This is a genomic window from Pseudoclavibacter sp. RFBA6, assembly GCF_002931575.1.
Classification (GTDB): Bacteria; Actinomycetota; Actinomycetes; order Actinomycetales; family Microbacteriaceae; genus Pseudoclavibacter; species Pseudoclavibacter terrae.
On record NZ_PSUA01000003.1, the window covers coordinates 119,006 to 136,863 of the forward strand.

15 protein-coding genes are annotated in these 17,858 nt (G+C 69.7%); 9 read left to right on the forward strand and 6 right to left on the reverse strand.

Going from position 1 to position 17,858, the window contains the following annotated elements; translation table 11 throughout:
* Positions 1–92 precede the first annotated feature (92 nt).
* Positions 93–1,133, forward strand: a complete 1,041-nt coding sequence (locus C5C17_RS01150; protein WP_104251543.1) for an NAD(P)-dependent alcohol dehydrogenase — start codon at positions 93–95, stop codon at positions 1,131–1,133.
* Positions 1,134–1,249: 116 nt separating this feature from the next.
* On the opposite strand, the gene C5C17_RS01155 is transcribed toward C5C17_RS01150, so the two are convergent.
* Positions 1,250–2,431, reverse strand: coding sequence for a Gfo/Idh/MocA family protein (locus C5C17_RS01155; protein WP_104251544.1), 1,182 nt, complete (start codon positions 2,429–2,431; stop codon positions 1,250–1,252).
* Positions 2,432–2,577: 146 nt separating this feature from the next.
* On the opposite strand from C5C17_RS01155, the gene C5C17_RS01160 reads away from it, so the two are divergent.
* Positions 2,578–5,154: an excinuclease ABC subunit UvrA gene (locus C5C17_RS01160; protein WP_104251545.1), complete on the forward strand. Its 2,577-nt coding sequence runs from the start codon at positions 2,578–2,580 to the stop codon at positions 5,152–5,154.
* Here C5C17_RS01160 and C5C17_RS01165 read toward each other — a convergent pair.
* The 4 genes from C5C17_RS01165 to C5C17_RS01180 all read right to left on the reverse strand — a co-directional run bounded on the left by C5C17_RS01165 (position 5,114) and on the right by C5C17_RS01180 (position 7,953).
* Positions 5,114–5,332, reverse strand: coding sequence for a twin-arginine translocase TatA/TatE family subunit (locus C5C17_RS01165; protein WP_104251546.1), 219 nt, complete (start codon positions 5,330–5,332; stop codon positions 5,114–5,116). The two genes, C5C17_RS01160 and C5C17_RS01165, sit on opposite strands and share 41 nt — an antisense overlap.
* A 71-nt stretch (positions 5,333–5,403) precedes the next feature.
* A complete protein-coding gene (locus C5C17_RS01170) occupies positions 5,404–6,405 on the reverse strand; it encodes an intradiol ring-cleavage dioxygenase (protein ID WP_104251547.1) in 1,002 nt (333 codons plus the stop codon).
* An 85-nt stretch (positions 6,406–6,490) separates the two neighbouring features.
* A complete protein-coding gene (locus tag C5C17_RS01175) occupies positions 6,491–7,492 on the reverse strand; it encodes an alcohol dehydrogenase catalytic domain-containing protein (protein WP_181028422.1) in 1,002 nt (333 codons plus the stop codon).
* Positions 7,489–7,953, reverse strand: a complete 465-nt coding sequence (locus C5C17_RS01180) for a MarR family winged helix-turn-helix transcriptional regulator (protein WP_219820445.1) — start codon at positions 7,951–7,953, stop codon at positions 7,489–7,491. Before C5C17_RS01180 ends, C5C17_RS01175 begins: the two co-directional genes overlap by 4 nt.
* A gap of 132 nt (positions 7,954–8,085) precedes the next feature.
* On the opposite strand from C5C17_RS01180, the gene C5C17_RS01185 reads away from it, so the two are divergent.
* Genes C5C17_RS01185 through C5C17_RS01195 form a run of 3 tightly spaced genes read left to right on the forward strand, consistent with a single transcriptional unit; the run spans position 8,086 to position 13,028 of the window.
* Positions 8,086–9,705 carry a phenylacetate--CoA ligase family protein gene (locus tag C5C17_RS01185; protein WP_219820446.1) on the forward strand — a complete coding sequence of 540 codons (1,620 nt, stop codon included), beginning with the start codon at positions 8,086–8,088 and terminating at the stop codon, positions 9,703–9,705.
* 3 nt (positions 9,706–9,708) lie between these two features.
* Complete coding sequence (locus tag C5C17_RS01190; protein ID WP_104251548.1) at positions 9,709–11,778, forward strand: hypothetical protein; 2,070 nt, start codon at positions 9,709–9,711, stop codon at positions 11,776–11,778.
* Positions 11,775–13,028 carry a hypothetical protein gene (locus C5C17_RS01195; RefSeq protein WP_104251549.1) on the forward strand — a complete coding sequence of 418 codons (1,254 nt, stop codon included), beginning with the start codon at positions 11,775–11,777 and terminating at the stop codon, positions 13,026–13,028. Before C5C17_RS01190 ends, C5C17_RS01195 begins: the two co-directional genes overlap by 4 nt.
* A gap of 79 nt (positions 13,029–13,107) precedes the next feature.
* Here C5C17_RS01195 and C5C17_RS01200 read toward each other — a convergent pair whose 3' ends face one another.
* The gene (locus C5C17_RS01200) at positions 13,108–14,010 is read right to left on the reverse strand and encodes an alpha/beta hydrolase (RefSeq protein ID WP_104251550.1); all 903 of its coding nucleotides are present in this window, start codon (positions 14,008–14,010) and stop codon (positions 13,108–13,110) included.
* A 37-nt stretch (positions 14,011–14,047) separates the two neighbouring features.
* On the opposite strand from C5C17_RS01200, the gene C5C17_RS01205 reads away from it, so the two are divergent.
* The 4 genes from C5C17_RS01205 (at position 14,048) to C5C17_RS01220 (ending at position 17,776) form a co-directional block, all read left to right on the forward strand.
* The gene (locus tag C5C17_RS01205; protein WP_104251551.1) at positions 14,048–14,707 is read left to right on the forward strand and encodes a hypothetical protein; all 660 of its coding nucleotides are present in this window, start codon (positions 14,048–14,050) and stop codon (positions 14,705–14,707) included.
* Between the two features lie 107 nt (positions 14,708–14,814).
* The gene (locus tag C5C17_RS01210; RefSeq protein WP_181028423.1) at positions 14,815–15,864 is read left to right on the forward strand and encodes an aromatic acid exporter family protein; all 1,050 of its coding nucleotides are present in this window, start codon (positions 14,815–14,817) and stop codon (positions 15,862–15,864) included.
* A gap of 460 nt (positions 15,865–16,324) precedes the next feature.
* Positions 16,325–17,386: a zinc-binding dehydrogenase gene (locus C5C17_RS01215; protein ID WP_181028424.1), complete on the forward strand. Its 1,062-nt coding sequence runs from the start codon at positions 16,325–16,327 to the stop codon at positions 17,384–17,386.
* Between the two features lie 45 nt (positions 17,387–17,431).
* Complete coding sequence (locus tag C5C17_RS01220) at positions 17,432–17,776, forward strand: cupin domain-containing protein (RefSeq protein WP_219820447.1); 345 nt, start codon at positions 17,432–17,434, stop codon at positions 17,774–17,776.
* The last annotated feature ends 82 nt before the right edge of the window (positions 17,777–17,858 follow it).

The window sequence follows — 17,858 nt, forward strand, 5'->3', positions numbered from 1 at the left end:
AGGCGAGGCATAGAGTCTCCTCGGTCCCGCCGCGCTCTGAGAACCGGAGCAGGCGAGCGAACGACCTCCAAGCACAACCCGAAGGAGCACGAATGACGACCGCGAAGGCATACGCCGCCCCCTCAGCAACCGAGCCGCTCGAGCCCACCACCATCGAGCGCCGCGCCGTCGGCGAGAACGACGTGCTCATCGACATCGCCTACTCCGGCATCTGCCACTCCGACATCCACACGGTGCGCGGCGAATGGGGCGAGGTGCCATATCCGCTCGCCCCCGGCCACGAGATCGTGGGAACCGTCGCCGAGGTCGGAAGCGGCGTCACCAAGCACAAGGTCGGCGACCGCGTCGGCGTCGGCTGCATGGTCAACTCGTGCCGCGAGTGCGACAACTGCAAGGCAGGATCCGAGCAGTACTGCACCAACGGAAACGTCATGACCTACGGCGGCAAGGACCGCGACGGCAGCATCACGCAGGGCGGCTACGCCACCAACGTGGTCGTCGACGCCGACTTCGTGCTCAGCGTGCCCGAGAGCATCCCCTACGAGAAGGCCGCCCCGCTGCTCTGCGCCGGCGTCACCACCTACTCGCCCCTCGCGCACTGGCAGGCGGGCCCAGGCAAGAAGGTCGCCGTCGTCGGCATGGGCGGCCTCGGCCACATGGCTGTGAAGATCGCCGTCGCCATGGGCGCGGAGGTGACCGTGCTCTCGCAGACCCTCAGCAAGCAGGAAGACGGGCTGCGCTTCGGTGCGAAGCACTACTACGCGACGAGCGACGAGGCCACGTTCACCGAGCTGCGCAACACGTTCGACCTCATCATCAACACGGTCAGCGCGAACCTCGACATCGACCAGTACCTGAACCTGCTGACGCTCGACGGCACCATGGTCTACGTCGGCGCGCCGGCCCAGCCCATCCCCGTGACCGCGTTCACGCTGTTCAACAACCGCCGCTCGTTCGCGGGGTCGACGATCGGCAGCATCCGCGAGACGCAGGAGATGCTCGACTTCTGCGCCGAGCACGACATCGCACCCGAGGTCGAGCTCATCGAGGCCGCCCAGATCAACGAGGCCTACGAGCGCGTCCTGAAGTCGGACGTCCGCTACCGCTTCGTGATCGACGCGACGACCTTCTAGCGGCGGCGCGGGAGTGCCGCGGGATTTCGGGGTGGGTTGCACGCATGCAGATGGGTTTCAATCCATCCCGAAGCGCGCAACCCATCCCGAGACTCGTCGGATGAGTGCCGCCGCAGTTACGCGCGGGCGGGGACGTCGTGCCAGCGGCCGTCTTCGATGGAGGCCTCTGCGGCCTCGACGATCTGCGCGGCGACGAGCCCGTCGGCGACCGACGGCGCGACCTGCTTGCCGGTGACGACGCTCTCCAGGAAGCGGGCGGCCTCGATGGTCTTGAGGTCGTCGAAGCCCATGCCGGTTCCTCCGCCCGGCTGGAAGCGGTGGAACTCGCCGTGGCCGGGGGACATGTAGACGGTCGTGTAGCCGTACGGGGTCGACGAGTCGAGGCAGACCTCGAGCTCGTTGAGGCGCTGGAAGTCCCACCGCAGCGAGCCGCTCGTGCCGTACACCTCGAGGGCGTATTCGGCGCGCGGCCCGCGCATGATGCGGCTCGAGTCCATGATGCCGATGGCGCCGTTGTCGAAGCGCATGAGGAGGGCCGCGTAGTCCTCGTTCTCGACGAGCTTCAGCTCGCCGGTGCCCGGCGCCGATCGGTCGACGATGCCCGTGCCCGGCGCGGGGCGCTCGGTGATGAACGTCTCCGCCGTCGCCGAGACGCTGCCGATGCGGCCGACGACGTGCTGGGCGAGGTCGAGGCCGTGCGAGAGCAGGTCGCCGAGCACGCCGGATCCGGCGCGTTCGCGTTCGAAGCGCCACGTGAGCGGGGCGAGGGCGTCGGATGAGTAGTCGGCGAGCAGTGCGCCGCGCACGTTCGTGACCCGGCCGATCGCGCCCTCTTCGATGAGCTGCCTCATGTGCGCGATCGCGGGGGCGTTGCGGTAGTTGAACCCGACGGCGGTCACGATGCCGGCTGCATCCACAGCGGATGCGATGCGCCGCGAGTCGGACGCGTAGCGCCCCATGGGCTTCTCGATCCAGAAGGGCTTGCCGGCCTCGGCTGCCGCGATGGCCATCTCGGCGTGGAGGAAGTTGGGCGAGCAGATCGAGACGACGTTGACCTCGGGGTCGGCGAGCACCTCGTGGTAGTCGGCGACGGTGCGCTCGAAGCCGAGGCGCTCCTCTGCTTGCGCGCGCGCCTCCGGCACGGGGTCGGCGGCGACCACGAGCCGCGTCTTGATGCCCAGCTCGGGGAAGTGGTCTGGCACGGCGCGGTAGGCGCGCGAGTGGAGGCGGCCCATCCAGCCGACGCTGATGAGGCCGACTCCGATGGTGCGGGGGCTGGTGGCGGTCTGGTCGGTCATGGGAACTCCTTTGTCCAGGTTGGAGCTGTCATATGTTCGGACAACGAGACATTTCTACTCTGTCCGCCCACGTCGTAGCTCTGCGTAACCTTGCGTTACCTGAAGGCGCCCAGTTTCGACGCACGCACGGCCGTCATGCTGGGTCGATGGTTTTCGCCGAGGGACAGACGTCAGCTGGGGCACCGGATCGAGTGGTCGTGCGGGGTGCCCGCGAGCACAATCTCCGCGGTGTGGACGTGGACATCCCGAGGAACGCCCTGGTCGCGTTCACGGGCGTCTCCGGTTCGGGGAAGAGCTCGCTTGCGTTCGGCACGCTGTACGCCGAGGCGCAGCGCCGCTACTTCGAGTCGGTTGCGCCATACGCGCGCCGCCTCATGAACCAGGTCTCGCCGCCCGACGTCGACTCGGTCGAGGGGCTGCCCCCTGCGGTGGCGCTCCCGCAGCAGCGCGGCGGTGGCAGTGCGCGCTCGACGGTGGGGAGCACCTCCACGATCGCCAACGTCGTGCGGATGCTGTTCTCGAGGGTGGGCGAGTACCCGGCTGGCGCGCCCATGCTGCTCGCGGAGGACTTCTCGGCGAATACCGTGCAGGGTGCCTGCCCGAACTGCCATGGTCTCGGCCGCGTGTACGAGGTGCCGGAGTCGCTCATGGTCCCGGATGCCTCCCTGAGCATCCGGGATGGGGCGATCGCCGCCTGGCCGACGGCCTGGCACGGCAAGCAGCTGCGCGACAGCCTGGTCTCGCTCGGCTACGACATCGACATCCCGTGGCGTGAGGTCCCCGCCGAACAGCGCTCCTGGCTGCTGCACACGACCGAGAAGCCGCAGGTGCCGGTGTACGCGGGCAGGACGCCGGCGCAGGTTCGTGCGGCTGTCGCGGCGGGCGACGAGCCCTCGTACATGAGCACGTTCGTCGGCGTGAAGCGGTACGTGCTCGATACGTTCGCGAACTCGAAGAGCGAGCGGATGCGTGAGAAGGCAGCCGCGTTCATGGAGAGCGTGGTCTGCCCCGACTGTCGCGGGACGAGGCTGAAGCCGGATGCGCTCGCGGTGACGTTCGAGGGGCACGACATCACCCAGATCGCGGCGATGCCGCTGCGCGAGCTCGCGACGCTCATGAACACGGTGCTCGGGCCCCAGTGGGAGCGCTCGCGGGGAGCAGCGCTGGCCCCCGAGCAGGTGCTCGCGGCCCGCCGTCTCGCCGGTGAGCTCGGCGCGCGCCTCGCGCCCCTGTCGGATCTGGGGCTGGGCTACCTCTCACTCGACCGGCAGACCGGCACGCTGTCCGGCGGCGAGCTCCAGCGGCTGCGCCTCGCGAACCAGCTCCTCGCCGGCCTGTTCGGCGTCGTGTTCGTGCTCGATGAGCCCTCGGCCGGCCTGCATCCCGCGGACACCGAGGCGCTCCTGGGGATCCTGCGCGGTCTCAGGGACCGCGGCAACACCGTCTTCTACGTCGAGCATTCGCTCGACGTCATCCGCGAGGCCGACTGGATCGTCGACATCGGCCCCGGGGCTGGTGCCTCGGGTGGCCGCATCGTCTACTCCGGTGACCTCGACGGGCTGAAGGGCGCCGAGGGATCGGTGACCCGTCGCTACCTGTTCGACAGCCCCGACTCCCCGCGGCCGACGACCCGCGCGCCGCGGCCGCGTGAGCAGCGGGTCGCCCTCGACGGGGTCGTGCGCAACAACATCCGGGGCCTCTCGGTGGAGTTCCCGCTCGGCTGCCTGACCGCGGTCACGGGCGTCTCGGGTTCGGGCAAGACCACGCTCGTCAACCAGGCGCTCCCCGACCTGCTGCGCGCGAGTCTCTCGAGCGAGGTCGGGGAGACGACCGCCGCCGACGAGCCGGAGCGGGGCGACCCGATGCTCGCCGTCGAAGCGGCGGCGACACAGGGCCGGGCCGTCGGGCCAGCCGACCGCCTCAAGCGGATCGTGCAGGTCAGCCAGGCCCCCATCGGTCGCACCTCCCGCTCGAACGTCGCGACGTACACGGGACTGTTCGACCGCATCCGCTCGCTGTTCGCGTCGACGGACGAGGCGAGGCGACGCCGCTACAGCGCCAGCCGCTTCTCGTTCAATCTGCCGAGCGGCAGGTGCCCGACGTGCAAGGGCGAGGGCACGATGGAGGTCGAGCTGCTCTTCCTGCCCACGGTGCAGGCGCCATGTTCGACGTGCGGCGGCAGGCGCTACAACGCCGAGACGCTGGAGGTCGAGTTCGAGGGGTCCTCGATCGCCGACGTGCTGGACATGAGCGTCACCGCCGCGCGGGAGAAGTTCGCCGGTCGCGCCGACGTGCTCCAGCACCTGGACGCGCTCGCGGATGTGGGCCTCGGCTACGTGTCGCTCGGCCAGCCTGCGCCCGAGCTGTCGGGAGGGGAGGCGCAGCGGGTGAAGCTCGCCGCGGAGCTGCGTCGCGCGCAGCAGGGGGACACCCTCTACCTGCTCGACGAGCCGACGTCCGGGCTCCACCCCGCCGACTCCGATCGCCTGCTCGGGCACCTGCACGACCTCGTCGACCTGGGCAACACCGTCATCCTCGTCGAGCACGACATGCGAGTCGTCGCGGGGGCCGACTGGGTCGTGGACATGGGCCCTGGCGCAGGGGATGAGGGTGGCGAGATCGTCGCGCAGGGCACCCCGCAGGAGGTCGCCGCGGTGGAGGGCAGTGCAACGTCCGCGTACCTCAAGGCCGCGGTGGAGCGGCTCTCGGCGATCGGGGTGTGAGGGTGGCGCTGCCGGCCTCTGGCGTCAGCTCCGCGTCGAGTTCCCGGACCTCCGTCTTGAGGATGCGCATCGACTGCCCGACGCTCTTCGCGAGGGCAGGCAGCTTCGAGGCGCCGAAGATGAGCACGATGATGGCGAGCACGGCGATGCCGTGCCAGCCCGTGAGGTTCGCGAGCATGATGGTGGCCTTTCGTCGTGGGGTCTGCGGGATAGTCGTTGGAGAGTTCCGTCTGGCGGGTTGCGCCGGGGTCAGTTGCCTGGGCCGCCCGGGCCGCCAGCACCGCCGGGGCCACCGGCGCCGCCGCCTGATGGCGCGGATCCCGCGGTCGGTGTGGTCGTCGTGTCGACGCGCACGGTGAGCGCGACGTCGTAGCCGCTTGTCGCGTCGCCCGTGACCGTCGCGAGTTGCAGCGCGCCGCCGTCGTCGCCGAAGACGTTGTCCGAGTCGAGGCTGACCTGCGCCATGTTCGACGCCGAGCCCTCGTAGCCGCCGAGCGTGTAGACCGCGGTCGCGGCGTATTCGGGCAGCGCCACCTGGGAGGTCGAGATGGCCTTCGTGGAGTCGGTGATGTCGTCGATCGTCGGGTACACCTCGAAGTGGATGTGGGGCCACCTGCCCGTGTAGCAGGCGGGGAAGATGGAAGTGAAGGTGACGCTGCCAGCGCCATCGGCGACCTGCACCCCGCGCAGGTAGGTCTCGTTCTCGATGCCCTCCGAGTACATGGAGTAGCCGCCCGTGGCATCGCAGTGCCAGACGTAGACGGCGACGTTTTCGAACGGCCTGTCGCCGTTCACCATGTCGAGGACGGTGAGGGTGAGCGTCATGGGCACACCTGCTGCGGCAGTGCTGCTGCCGATGCTCGTGCGGATGTCGCTGCGCACGACGCCAGACTGCTCGAGCACATCCGCGCCGTTCGACCCGTCACCCGGGTAGGGGCCGGCTGTCTCGTCTGGGATCTCGCTGGCGGGCAGGATGCCGGCCGTCGCGCTCGCGGTCGGGGAGGCGCTCGCGGTGGCTGCTGCCGTCGCGGCGGCCGTGCTGCCTGCGCCCGACCCTGCGGGGGTGCAGGCGGCGAGTGCGACCGTCCCGACTCCGACGCCGAAGATGCTCAGCAGGCCACGGCGCGACATGAGCGTGCCGATGTCGAATGAGACGCCCTGGTCGACGACTTCCTCGTCAGCGCGGTCGAGGAGCCTGCCCTCGTACGCGGGGCCCTCTGGCGTGATGTCGGGTTCGGGGATCTTGATCATGTCGGCTCTCCTGCTCTGCGGTGTGGAACGAGAGCAAGCATGAGTCGACCGCCAGTCAGGCGCCTATGGCGGCGCTACGGGTTGCCTATGAGAGGTCAGATCCGCTCCACGGCACGGTCACGAGCTTTCCGACGTAGCGTCCGGACTCCATGTCGGTGTGTGCCTGGGCGATCTCGTCCATCTGGTACACGTGCCCGATCGGCACGCGCGCGTCTCCCCGCTCGACGGCGTCGATGAAGTCCTGGAGCACGTTCTGGGGCAGGTCGTTGGCCTCGCCTGAGTAGGCCGTGAGTCTGACACCGTTGGGGAGCCAGGCGATGGGGTAAAACTCGGGGATGATCCAGTCGTCGGCGAGCATGCCCGTGAAGCATGCCGTTCCGCCGGTGCGGACCGCGCGGAGCGTGTCGCGCAGGGTCGTCGCTCCGACGAGCTCGACCGCCCCGTCGACGCCGTCGGGGGCGATCTCGCGCACCTGTGCTGCGACCTCGCCGTTCTCGAGCAGCGGATGCTCGACGCCGAGGTCGCGCAGGTGCTGGAAGCGATCGGGGTTGCGGGTTGTCGAGAACACCCGCATCCCGCGAATCACGGCGAGGGCGGCGATCGCGAGTCCGACCGACGACGTTCCTCCTCTGATGAGGATGCTGTCGCCCTCGTTGGCCTGGACGCCTGTGGAGAGCGAGCCCCAGGCGGTCTGGAGCATTTCGGGAATCGCGCCGAGTGTCGACCATTCGAGCGCGCTTCGGAACGGGATGACCTGGGCATGCGGGACCGTCACGTATTCCGCGTAGCCGCCGTCGAAGGATCGGCCCATGCCGCCCATCATGGTCACGACCTGCTGGCCGGGTCTGAAGTCGGTGCCCGGGGCGTCCTCGACGATGCCCGTCGCTTCGATGCCAGGTACGCGGGGGAGCACGCCTGACTCAGCGACACCGGAACGGAAGTGGTACTCGGAGCGATTGAGGCCGAACGCATGGACGCGGATGAGGACCTCGCCGGGACGAGGGCGTGGTCGTTCGATCGTGGCGAGTTCGAGCTTCTCGGGTCCGCCGAACTCGCGGATGACGACGGCGCGCATCAGATCGGTCATCTGCTGGCCTTTCCCTGTGTTGAGGGGGTTGTGGTCGGGGTCGCGATCGAGCGCAGGTGCAGGGCGAGTCCGTCCCGCGCCTCGCTGGTCAGCGTGGGGCCGAGGCGCGAGGACAGGTGTTCCTCGAGGGCGACTGACCCGTCGAGCTGCGTGCGTGTGCCAGCGGCGGTCAGCTCGACAAGAGCCGAACGGCGGTCGTCGGGGTTCGCTCTGCGACTGCAGTGACCATCACGCTCGAGGCGGTCGATGAGTTTGCTCGCTGCCCCGGCGGTGATGCCGATGGCTGCGGCGAGGTCGCTCGCGCGAAGGGTGCCAGCTTCGGCGATCGCGTTGAGGGCGTAGAGGTGCGAGAGGGGGATTCCCATGGGCTTCAGGGCCGCGTCGGCGTCATTCCAGAGTTGGATCTCAGCGCTCACGAGCGCTTGCAGGAAGTCGGAGTATGGGGCCTTCGATGCGGTCATGAGCCGATACAACCACATTCCACGGAATTATGTTCCATGGAACGCAACACCGTCGATGTCCCAGGCGGGATGTCCGTGGCTCGTGCTTAGCTAGGCGCACACTTCAGCGAAGGCGAGAGGCGGGGCGGCGACGTGACTCAGCAGTTCGGCGGTCAGGGGTCAGGAACAGGCGTCGCGGCGGGCCCGGGGCCCGCTGGCCTTCAGCGCGCATCCAAGCTTCGGCAGTCGCTGTTGCGCCTGGGGTCGGGTGCACTCACGAAGACCTACGACCTCTACCACCTGCATCCGGCCATCTGGCGCTGGACCGCGCGTCACTACGTGCCGGCCATGGGCGATTTCGCGAAGTTCAACGCGTGGATGATCTGTCAGCGCGCGAACCTCGACGTGCCCGCCTACCAGCGCTGGCTGCACGAGAACGACTTCAGGTTCCGCTGGTGGCAGCTGTCGAGCTACCCGGAGACGAGCAAGGACGACTACGTCAAGCGCTACACGGAAGACGAGCGCTGCTGGGGCGGTGAGATCGACACCGTGGGCACCGTGGTCGACGAATCGAGCGGGTCGAGCGGCTCGCCCTTCAACTGGATCCGCGGGCGGCACGAGCTGAAGACCATCCACAACAACGTGGCCGGGTACATCACGCTGCTGTTCGGCACCAAGAAGCTCTTCGGCATCAACGCCTTCTCGATGGGGGCGTGGGCGACCGGCACCAACACCGGGCACGCGCTGTCCAAGATCTCCATGGTCAAGAACACGGGACCCGACATCGACAAGATCGTCGACACCATCCGCCACTTCGGGCCGAGGTACCAGTACCTCGTCAGCGCGTACCCGCCGTTCCTCAAGCACCTGCGGGACCGGCTCGACGGCGAGGAGTGGTTCGACTGGTCGAAGCACCGACTCAACGGCTTCGTCGGCGGCGAGGCGATGACGGAGGGGCTGCGCGACTACCTGGAAGAGCGCTTCGGGCGCGTCTACTCGGGCTACGGGGCGTCCGACCTCACGATCGGCATGGCAGGCGAGTCGGACGCGTGCGTCTGGCTTCGCCGCGCGATGTTCGCCGACGAGCGTCTGCGGCGGACCCTCCTCGGCGAGGATGAGTCGCGCATCCCGATGGTCTTCCAGTACAACCCGCTCGAGACCTACCTCGAGACGAACGACGACAACGAGCTCGTCGTGACGCTGAACTCGTCTGCCGTGCTGAGCCCGAAGCTGCGCTACAACATCGGCGACGAGGCGAAGATCGTCTCGTTCCCCGAGGTGCGCGAGACGATCGCCGAGCTCGACCCGGCCCTGTCGAGGGCGTTCCACCGGGCGTTCGCGGTGCAGCGGATGAAGCTGCCCTTCCTCCTGCTCTTCGGCCGGAAGGACTCGACCATCTCCTACATGGGCGCCAACCTGTACCCGATCGACATCGAGAACGGGCTCTACCGTGACAACCGGCACGCCGCCGACATCGAATCGTTCAAGCTCGGTCTGCTCGAGCTCGACGGGCACGAGCAGCGGCCAGTCGTGCACCTCCAGCTGCGCGACGGAGCGACGCTGACGGACGAGGAGATCGCGACGCTCAGCGAGACGACCCGGCTCGGCATCGTCGAGCACCTGGCCACCGTCTCGCGCGACTTCGCGCAGTCGCTCGACGAGGACCCATCGACGGGAGACCTCCGCATCGAGGTGCACCCGTTCGGAACGGGGCCGTTCACCGGGGGCAACGCGAAGATCAAGAACGTCTACGTCGTCAAGAACGCCGAGTAGGCCGTGTTCACCACGGACTTCTCGAAGGCGCCAATCCAAGGACAGGCCGAGGCGCTGGTCATCGTCGAGGGGCGCAGCACCGACAGCGAGGACGCGATCTGGCGGCACCGCTTCCGCGACCGACGAGTCGTCGGCGAGCTCCTGCTCTTCGAGAGCGTCGGGCGAGCGCGAGAAGTTGCTGGCGCGCATCCCGGACGCACGAAGCTGCTGCTCGCCGAGACCCGCGGCTACTCGAACGGCATCTGGCGGGCCGATCCGGAACCGCCACCCGGCGAGATGGCACACAACCCGCACTTCGCGCCCGGCACAAAGGAACGGGAACAGGGTCGCACTCCGCCGCTCGTCGCCGAGCCCACGCGCAAGCCGAAGAAGCTGACCACCCCCATCCCGCCGGCGTCGCACACGATCTTCGACACTGCATCGATGTTCGTCGGTGCGACCCGCTACACGACCCCCCTCGCATGGGCCGTCACGGGGCGCATCTGGGGGCAGATGACCGGCAAGATGCGACGGATGCCCGACTACTGCTGGCACGGCATCTACTGGGAAGCACCGTGGACGCTCGGGACCCTCGCGAACTTCTCGACGCGCGACGCCCTCATCCGCTTCGCCAGGATGCCCGAGCACCGCCACCTCATGCAGTGGATCGTGAAGGACACGAAGAACGCCAACGCCGGCTTCATCCGCCTCTTCGCCAGCGAGGAGGAACTGGCGAGCGTCGAGGGTGGCGCGACGCAGGCGGCTGAGGGGGTGGGTTCTGGCGCGCGCGCAAACAGCGGCGATGGCGACGGCGTTGGCGTCGGCGCCGCTGGCGGTGACGGCGCCGCTGGCGGTGACGGTCGGGTGGACGCGGCCGATCGCCGGAACAGCGTCGTGACGGGCGGGGCCGCCCGGTCCGGTCCCCATCCCGGCATCGAGGTGAAGCGCGTGGAGTCGGAACTCGAATTCCTGGAGTTCGTCGAGCTGCCGGGACGCGTGTCCGACCCGAGCCGCGAGGTGCCAGTGCTCGAGTCCACGCTCCGTTCCTGGTGGAAGGGCAAAGGGGCGCACGAGTCCAGGGTCGAGCTGCTCATCGCCTACCGAGGCGGGGAGCCGGTGGCCCGCGCGGTCGCGCACACGAGCGTCGCGCTGGAGGCGAAGCTCGACTCGAGTCTGCAGCTGTTCGGAGCCGTCGCGGCCGCCGACGCGGAGTCGCTCGGCGCGATCATCGCCGCCGTCGAGGAACGCGCTGGGAAGACCGGGCGGCGGGAACTGCTCGGCCCCGTCACGCTGCTCCCGAACCAGGTGGGCGGCGTGATCACGAGCGGCTTCAACGAGCGGGGCTTCGTGGAGGGAGCCTGGAACCCCGACTGGGTGCCCGCCGCCTACGAAGGGCTCGGCTTCACGACCTGGAACGAGTCGGCGACCTGGATCGCACGCCTCGAACAAGGTCACCTCGGGCAGATCGAGAGCGACGCCTTCACCGCGCCCACCGATGGGGAGCTCGCAGCCGCCGGCGTCGTCATCGAGCGGGCGTCGCGGCTGCGGTTCCCGCGCGCCGTCGCACGCCAGCGGGAGCTGGTCAACGCCGCGTTCGCCGAGCTGCCCTACTACACGCAGATCTCCCCGGCCCAGATGCGCGAGGCGACCAGCGGGCTCGTCGCCATCATCGATCCCAGCATCTGGGTGTTCGCGGTCGACGCGAAGACCCGGAAGCCGCTCGGGTTCCTGCTCTGTGTCCCCGACGTCACGCGCATCGTGCAACGCTCCTCCGGTCGCATCGGGCCACGACAGCTGCTCGAGATCTGGCGGCAGAAGCGGCAGCCGAGAGAAGCCGTGCTCACCATCCAGGGCACCGTCCCCGAAGCGCGGGGCCGGGGCATCAGCACGCTGCTCGGTCGAACGGTCGGGGAGGCGCTCATCGAGGGCGGGTACACGGCGCTGCGCTCCACCTACATCGGACACGACAACCCAGCGTCGGCGCGGCAGCTCAGCCGGATGGGCGGCGACACGCTGCACCACACGGTGCTCTACCGGAAGCGAGTCGGCGGCATGCCCAGCCCGCGCCCAAGCAACGAGGGGGAGCAACGATGACCAGCATCCACACGCTGAACCGGATCATCGCCGACGCGGCGTCGGCGCCGTCGGCCCACAACACCCAGCCCTGGTCGCCGCGGATGATCGGCGACGGGGCGGCGGTCGAGCTCCGGGTCGCGCGCAAGCGGACCCTGCCGGCCTCGGACCCGACCGGGCGTGACACCCTGCTCGGGTTGGGCGCCTGGCTCGAGGCGTTCAGCGTCAGTGCGGCCGTGCACCGGGTGGACTTCGATGTCGAGCTCCTGCCCGCGCTCGCAGACCCGGAGGCGATCGTGCACGCGAGGAGCGACGACCCCGTGCTCCGCATCCAGCTGCACCAAGGCAGAGAGAGCACAGGCGGCGGCACAGGCGGCGGCACGGACGACGGCACGGGCGGCGGCGCAGGGGGTGGCACCCCGAACGTGCGCACCACCGCCGCCGACCGGCACGACGGCTCGACAGACGCGCCCGGCAGCCGACTCGCGCCTGCTGGCGCCGCGTCACCTGCGTCGTCAGGCGGCCCGGATCCCGACCGACACCTGCTGGCATCGCGGAAGACCGTGCGCAGTGGACTCGAGCCCGCGAAGGGGCTCGTGATCGAGCTCGCCAGTTCGCTGCCCGACTGGCTGCGGTTGGTGCCGGTCGACGCGGACGACCTGCGGCACTTCTCGTCGCTCGGCACCGCCGACACTGTGCGCGAACCCGGCGTTGCGCGCGAGCTGGCGCACTGGCTGCGACTGCACCCCTCGCATCCGCGGTACGACGTCGACGGGCTCAACGACCGCGTGCTCGGGGTTCCCGCGGTCGCCTCGCGGTTCGCGTCGGCGTTCACGCGGAACCGCCGCCTCCGGGAAGCTGCGGTGCGCGTCGTGACCCCCGTCGGGGAGCTGTGGCGCCGCGCGCTGCTCGAGGTGCCGGTCTCGGCGGCGGGTGAGGACGCGCCCGCCGCGGCGACGGCCTTCGCCCTGGTCGCCGACACGAAGCTGCTCGACATCGGATCGGGTGCGGAGGTGACCCGCGTGCTCAACTCCCCGCTCGGGCTGCCCCCGGAGCGGGTGCTCGAGGCAGGCCAGGCGCTCATGCGGCTGTGGCTGCTGGCCACGGCGCGCGGGGCGGCGTTCGCGCCAGCCTCCGAGATCATCGACTCGTCGCTCGCGCAGGGCGAGCTGCGCTACCGACTCGGGCTCTCGCGCCGCGACGTGCCGCTCTTCGTCACGCGGGTCGGCGTGCCCAGGGACCCGAACCCGCCGCGCGCGCCTCGACGCTGACCCGCACCGGCGGTTGCAGCTGCGGTTGCGGCTGCTGCTGCGGAAAGCCGCGAGGCTGTTCAACCCAAGCGACGTCTGCTCAGCCCAGCCCGCGCATCCATTCGGCGATCAGGTCGACGCCGCGCGTGAACGCGGGGTCGCGGCGCCGGTTCAGGAAAGCGTGCGTACTGCCGGGCAGCACGCGGTACTCGGTGTCGACGCCCGCCGCAGCGAGCTCCCTCGCGAACAGGGAACCGGATGCGCGCATCGCGTCGCGGTCCGCGTCCACGACCAGCGACGGCGGCAACCCGGTGAGATCGTGCCCGCCTGGGAACGCGTCGGGAAGCGGCAGGACGTCCGCGCTGCCCGCATAGTTGAGATTCATCGCGCCGATCAGCCACGGCGTGTGGACGTAGCGGCGGCTGCCACGCAGACGACTCATCAGCTCGGGCGAACGCTCCGGCAGCTCAGCGTGGAACGTGCCGTAGGCGAGGAAGAGCCCGCGCAGGGGAGACGCCCCAGCGCGCTCGTAGCGGAACGCCGCGGCCGCCGCGAGGCACGCCCCGGCGCTCGCTCCGCCGAGCACGACCCCATCGTCGCTCCGAGCACTGACTCTGTCGATCACCGCCATCGCGTCGTCGAGCGGGATCGGGAAGCGGACCTCCGGCCGGAGCTGACGGCCGGCGCCGGCGCAGCTCGGACCCGGCGCGCCCGTGCGTTCTGCCCGGACCCTGCCGCCCAGGGGCACGAGCCGGTAGTCGACGGTCGTCACCTCGAATCCCGCCCGCGCCAAGGCAAGAGCGACCTCGTGCGTCTCCGGCTGGTCGAGGCCGCCGGAGTAGAATCCGCCGCCGTGCAGCCAGACGACAGGGCGACGCGCTGAGCGCGCAGCACAGCCGTCGGCGGGGGCATAGGTCCGCACCGGAACCCGGCCGTGCGGTCCGGCAACGGCGGAGTTCGTCGCATCCACCCCGTGCGGTGCGGTCAGCGAGCGTCTCGGCATCTGCCCACGATACGGGCACACGCCCTAGGCTCATCTGATGCACGAGCTACGCCTCTCCGAGGAAACCCAGCGCCGCGCCGTCGCACTGAACGCGCGGCAAGCCTGGATCAGCCTCGCCTTCCTCGCGCCGATCCTCCTGGCGCTCGTCGTGATCTTCTCGCTCCAGGACTTCTGGCTCGGTTTCGGCTACGGGGTGCTCGTCGTCGTGCTCGTGGGCGGGTCGCTGCCGTTGTCGATCTGGCTCGCGCGCTGGGCGATGCGGGAGACCTACATCCGGTTCGGCGACGGCTGGATCGAGCACAAGTGGATGTTCCGCACCCGCCGGTTCGCCGCGGCCGAGGCCACGAGCGTCGTCACGGTCGACCGCATGTCGTTCGGCGGCTTCTCGGGCGCTCCGACGCACCACCTCATCGTCACTGGTCGCGACCGTCGTCTGCTGATCCTCGTGGGGCAGATGTGGACCACCCAGCAGCTGTCGGCCATCATGCACGACCTCGCGAGCCGCGGGGTGCCGTGGATCTCCGTCCCCGAGCCGATCACCCCTCCGCAGCTGCGCGCCCGCGACCCGCGCCTCGTGCCCTGGTGGCAGGCGCATCCCATCGCCTTCGCGCTGCTGATCGCCGGTGCCGTCTTCGTCCTCGTGATCATCCTCATCACCGTGCTGGCGTTCGTGGTCTTCACGGCGGTCATGGGCTGACCCGCCACGGGGCGCTGGTGGCCGGCCGGGCCGGTGCCTCGCCGAGGTAGCCGTGCCGCTGGGCGACGCCTGGGCGTGGCCGCCGCCCGGCGTCCTACGCTGAACTCGTGCGCTCCCTCACCCGTCTCACCGGCCTCGACCGGATTCAGGCGAGCAAGCGCGTGCCCGCACTGCAAGTCGCGAAGACCGCCATCGCCGCCGTCGGAGCATGGCTGCTGGCCGGCTGGCTCATCCCAGGTCCCCTGCCCGTGTTCGCGGCCGTCGCCGCGCTGCTCGTCGTGCAGCCGAGCGTCAACCAGTCGTTCGCGAAAGCCCTCGAGCGCAGCGCCGGAGTGGTCATCGGCGTCGCCGTCGCGAGCGCCATCTCGCTCGTCCTCGGCCCGCAGTCGTGGGTGATCCTCCTCGCGATCGTCGTCGCGATGCTCGTCGCGTGGCTGCTGCGCATGACCTCCACGACCAGCAACCAGGTCGCGATCAGCGCGATGCTCGTGCTGGCGCTCGGCGCATCCACCCCCGAGTACGCGCTCGACCGCATCCTCGAGACCCTCATCGGCGCCGCCTTCGGTCTCCTCATCAACGCCGTCATCCTGCCGCCCGTGCTCGTCGCCCCGGCCCAGCGCGACACGGCGATGCTCGGCAACGAGATCGCCGCGTCGCTCGAACGGCTCGCCGACGCCATCGAGCAGCCGCAGACCCCCGCGAGCCTCACCGAGCTGCTCCTCAAGGCGCGCCTTCTCAGACCCATGGCGGGTGCTGCCGAGAACTCCATCGCCGACGGGCTCGAATCGCTCACCTTCAACCCGCGCAAGTCCAGGCATCACGAAGAACTCGTCGAATGCCAAGAGCTGCTCGACCGCTTCCGCCCCATCGTCACGCAGCTCACCGGCATGACCCGCGCCGTCGCCGAGCACTGGGAGCCGACCCTCGCCGAAGAGCCGCAGGCCATCGCCATCGCCGAGCAGCTGCGGCGGGCAGCTCACGACACGCGCATCCTGATCCCAAGCGAACCGGGGGAGCCGCAGTCGTCCATCCTCGAACCTCCAGCACTCACCGCGCCGCTCGTCGTCTCAGCACCGAAGGGCGGCAGCTGGGTGCTCATCGGCTCGCTCATCGAAGACCTCCGCCGCATCCACGAAGGACTCACCGGCGAGGCATAGGCGTGGCGTGCAGGGTGCTGCCCTGGCCCGAGTCGCCGCGTCCGCCAGCCTCTGCTGGCCACCTTCCCGGATGAGACGGCCCCGGATGCGCCCTTCGCGCCCGGCGAGCTCGCATCAACATGGAAGCTGGCCACAGTCGCCCACGCCCACGCCCACGCCCACGCCGACGCCGACGCCGGCGCCGACGCCGGCGCGCAGCGCCGTGCCTCGCACTGCCTGTCCAACATCAGTGCAATATCGGCCCCTGAGTCGCGAAAACGTCGCCCGGAGCCCGATTCTGCACTCATGTTGGACACGTGTCGTCGGCCCACCGTCCCAGGCAGGGCATGCCAGTACCTGGCACGACCGCCCCTCCCGGGCGCAGGCTGGAAGCCATCCAATGGAGGAACGGCGGCGGCCGGCGCTCTCGAGAGGGCGGCGTGGCCCGCCACAGTTCCCGGAACCGCAACGAGAGGCACCCATGAAGGCCACGTTCATGTACGCAGCAGGCGACGTCCGAGTCGAGACCGTCGCCGACCCGACCATCAGGCAGCCGACCGACGCGATCGTCCGCGTCACGCAGGCGTGCATCTGCGGCTCGGACCTGCATCCCTACCACTCGATGCAGGCCAGCGAGCAAGGCTCCCCGATGGGGCACGAGCTCATCGGCATCGTCGAGGAGATCGGCGCCGCCGTCTCAACCCTCAAGGTCGGCGACTTCGTCATCGCCCCCTTCGCGTTCCAGGACAACACGTGCGTGTTCTGCCGCGAGGGCGTGCAGACGTCGTGCATCCACGGCGGCTTCTACGGCAGCCCAGAGATCGGCGGCCTGCAAGCCGAGCTCGCCCGCATCCCGCAGGCCGACGGAAGCCTGGTCGTCGTGCCCGGCGTCGACGCCGCCGCTCTCAGCCGCGGGGAGAACGCACAGCTCGCCGCGAGCCTCCTCACGCTCTCCGACGTGTACCTCACCGGCTACCACGCAGCCCACATGGGCCGTGTCGAGGCGGGCAAGACCGTCACCGTCATCGGTGACGGCGCCGTCGGGCTCTCCGCCGTGCTCGCCGCCAAGCAGCTCGGTGCCGAGCGCATCATCCTCATGGGGCGTCACACCTCGCGCACCGACCTCGGCGTTGACTTCGGCGCAACCGACGTCGTCGCCGAGCGCGGTGACGACGGCATCGGGAAGGTCATGGACCTCACGAACGGCGAGGGCAGCCACGTCGTCCTCGAGGCCGTCGGCCACATGCCCGCTTACGAGCAGGCCTACGGCATCGTCCGTCCCGGCGGCGTCATCTCGCGCGTCGGCGTGCCCCAGTACGAGGACGCACCCATCGGCTTCGGCTCCCTCTTCGGGAAGAACGTCACCCTCACCGGCGGGCCGGCCCCCGTGCGTGCCTACATGGAACCCGCGATCCAACAGGTCCTGACCGGCGACATCAATCCGGGTCGCGTCTTCGACCGCACGATCGGCATCGATGAGGTGCCCGCGGGCTACGCCGCGATGGACGCGCGCGAAGCCCTCAAGGTGCTCGTCCAGATGTAGCCGGCCGCGGCCGTGCGCACCACAACCCGAGAAAGGAACCCCCTCATGAGCACAGAACTTCAGCCGAAGAGCCCGACCAACAAGGGACCAGCCGAGTGGTTCACCGGTGACGTCTACTTCAACGCCTACTACGCGGGCACCGAGCCGTCGCGCACCCGCCTCAACCTGGTGCGCTTCACACCGGGTTCGCACACGGCCTGGCACCGCCACGCGGTCGGCCAGACGCTGCACGTCACCGAGGGCTACGGTTACGTGCAGTCGCGGGGCGAGGAGCTCATCGAGCTGCGGCCCGGCGACACCGTGTACACACCGGCCGGCGAGTGGCACTGGCACGGCGCGTCCGCCGACAACTTCATGTGCCACCGCCCTCTGGGAGGCACCCGGGGCTGACTCCGACGAGCCCGAGACGGTCTGGGGCGAGCTGCTGACGCCGGAGGAGTACCCGCAGCCCTAGCGGCTCAGGAGCAGCGAC

Coding starts and splice junctions, on each gene's coding strand:
- C5C17_RS01150 (WP_104251543.1), top strand. CDS start 93: ATGACGACCGCGAAGGCATACGCCGCCCCCTCAGCAACCGAGCCGCTC.
- C5C17_RS01155 (WP_104251544.1), bottom strand. CDS start 2,431: ATGACCGACCAGACCGCCACCAGCCCCCGCACCATCGGAGTCGGCCTC.
- C5C17_RS01160 (WP_104251545.1), top strand. CDS start 2,578: ATGGTTTTCGCCGAGGGACAGACGTCAGCTGGGGCACCGGATCGAGTG.
- C5C17_RS01165 (WP_104251546.1), bottom strand. CDS start 5,332: ATGCTCGCGAACCTCACGGGCTGGCACGGCATCGCCGTGCTCGCCATC.
- C5C17_RS01170 (WP_104251547.1), bottom strand. CDS start 6,405: ATGATCAAGATCCCCGAACCCGACATCACGCCAGAGGGCCCCGCGTAC.
- C5C17_RS01175 (WP_181028422.1), bottom strand. CDS start 7,492: ATGACCGATCTGATGCGCGCCGTCGTCATCCGCGAGTTCGGCGGACCC.
- C5C17_RS01180 (WP_219820445.1), bottom strand. CDS start 7,953: ATGACCGCATCGAAGGCCCCATACTCCGACTTCCTGCAAGCGCTCGTG.
- C5C17_RS01195 (WP_104251549.1), top strand. CDS start 11,775: ATGACCAGCATCCACACGCTGAACCGGATCATCGCCGACGCGGCGTCG.
- C5C17_RS01200 (WP_104251550.1), bottom strand. CDS start 14,010: ATGCCGAGACGCTCGCTGACCGCACCGCACGGGGTGGATGCGACGAAC.
- C5C17_RS01205 (WP_104251551.1), top strand. CDS start 14,048: ATGCACGAGCTACGCCTCTCCGAGGAAACCCAGCGCCGCGCCGTCGCA.
- C5C17_RS01215 (WP_181028424.1), top strand. CDS start 16,325: ATGAAGGCCACGTTCATGTACGCAGCAGGCGACGTCCGAGTCGAGACC.
- C5C17_RS01220 (WP_219820447.1), top strand. CDS start 17,432: ATGAGCACAGAACTTCAGCCGAAGAGCCCGACCAACAAGGGACCAGCC.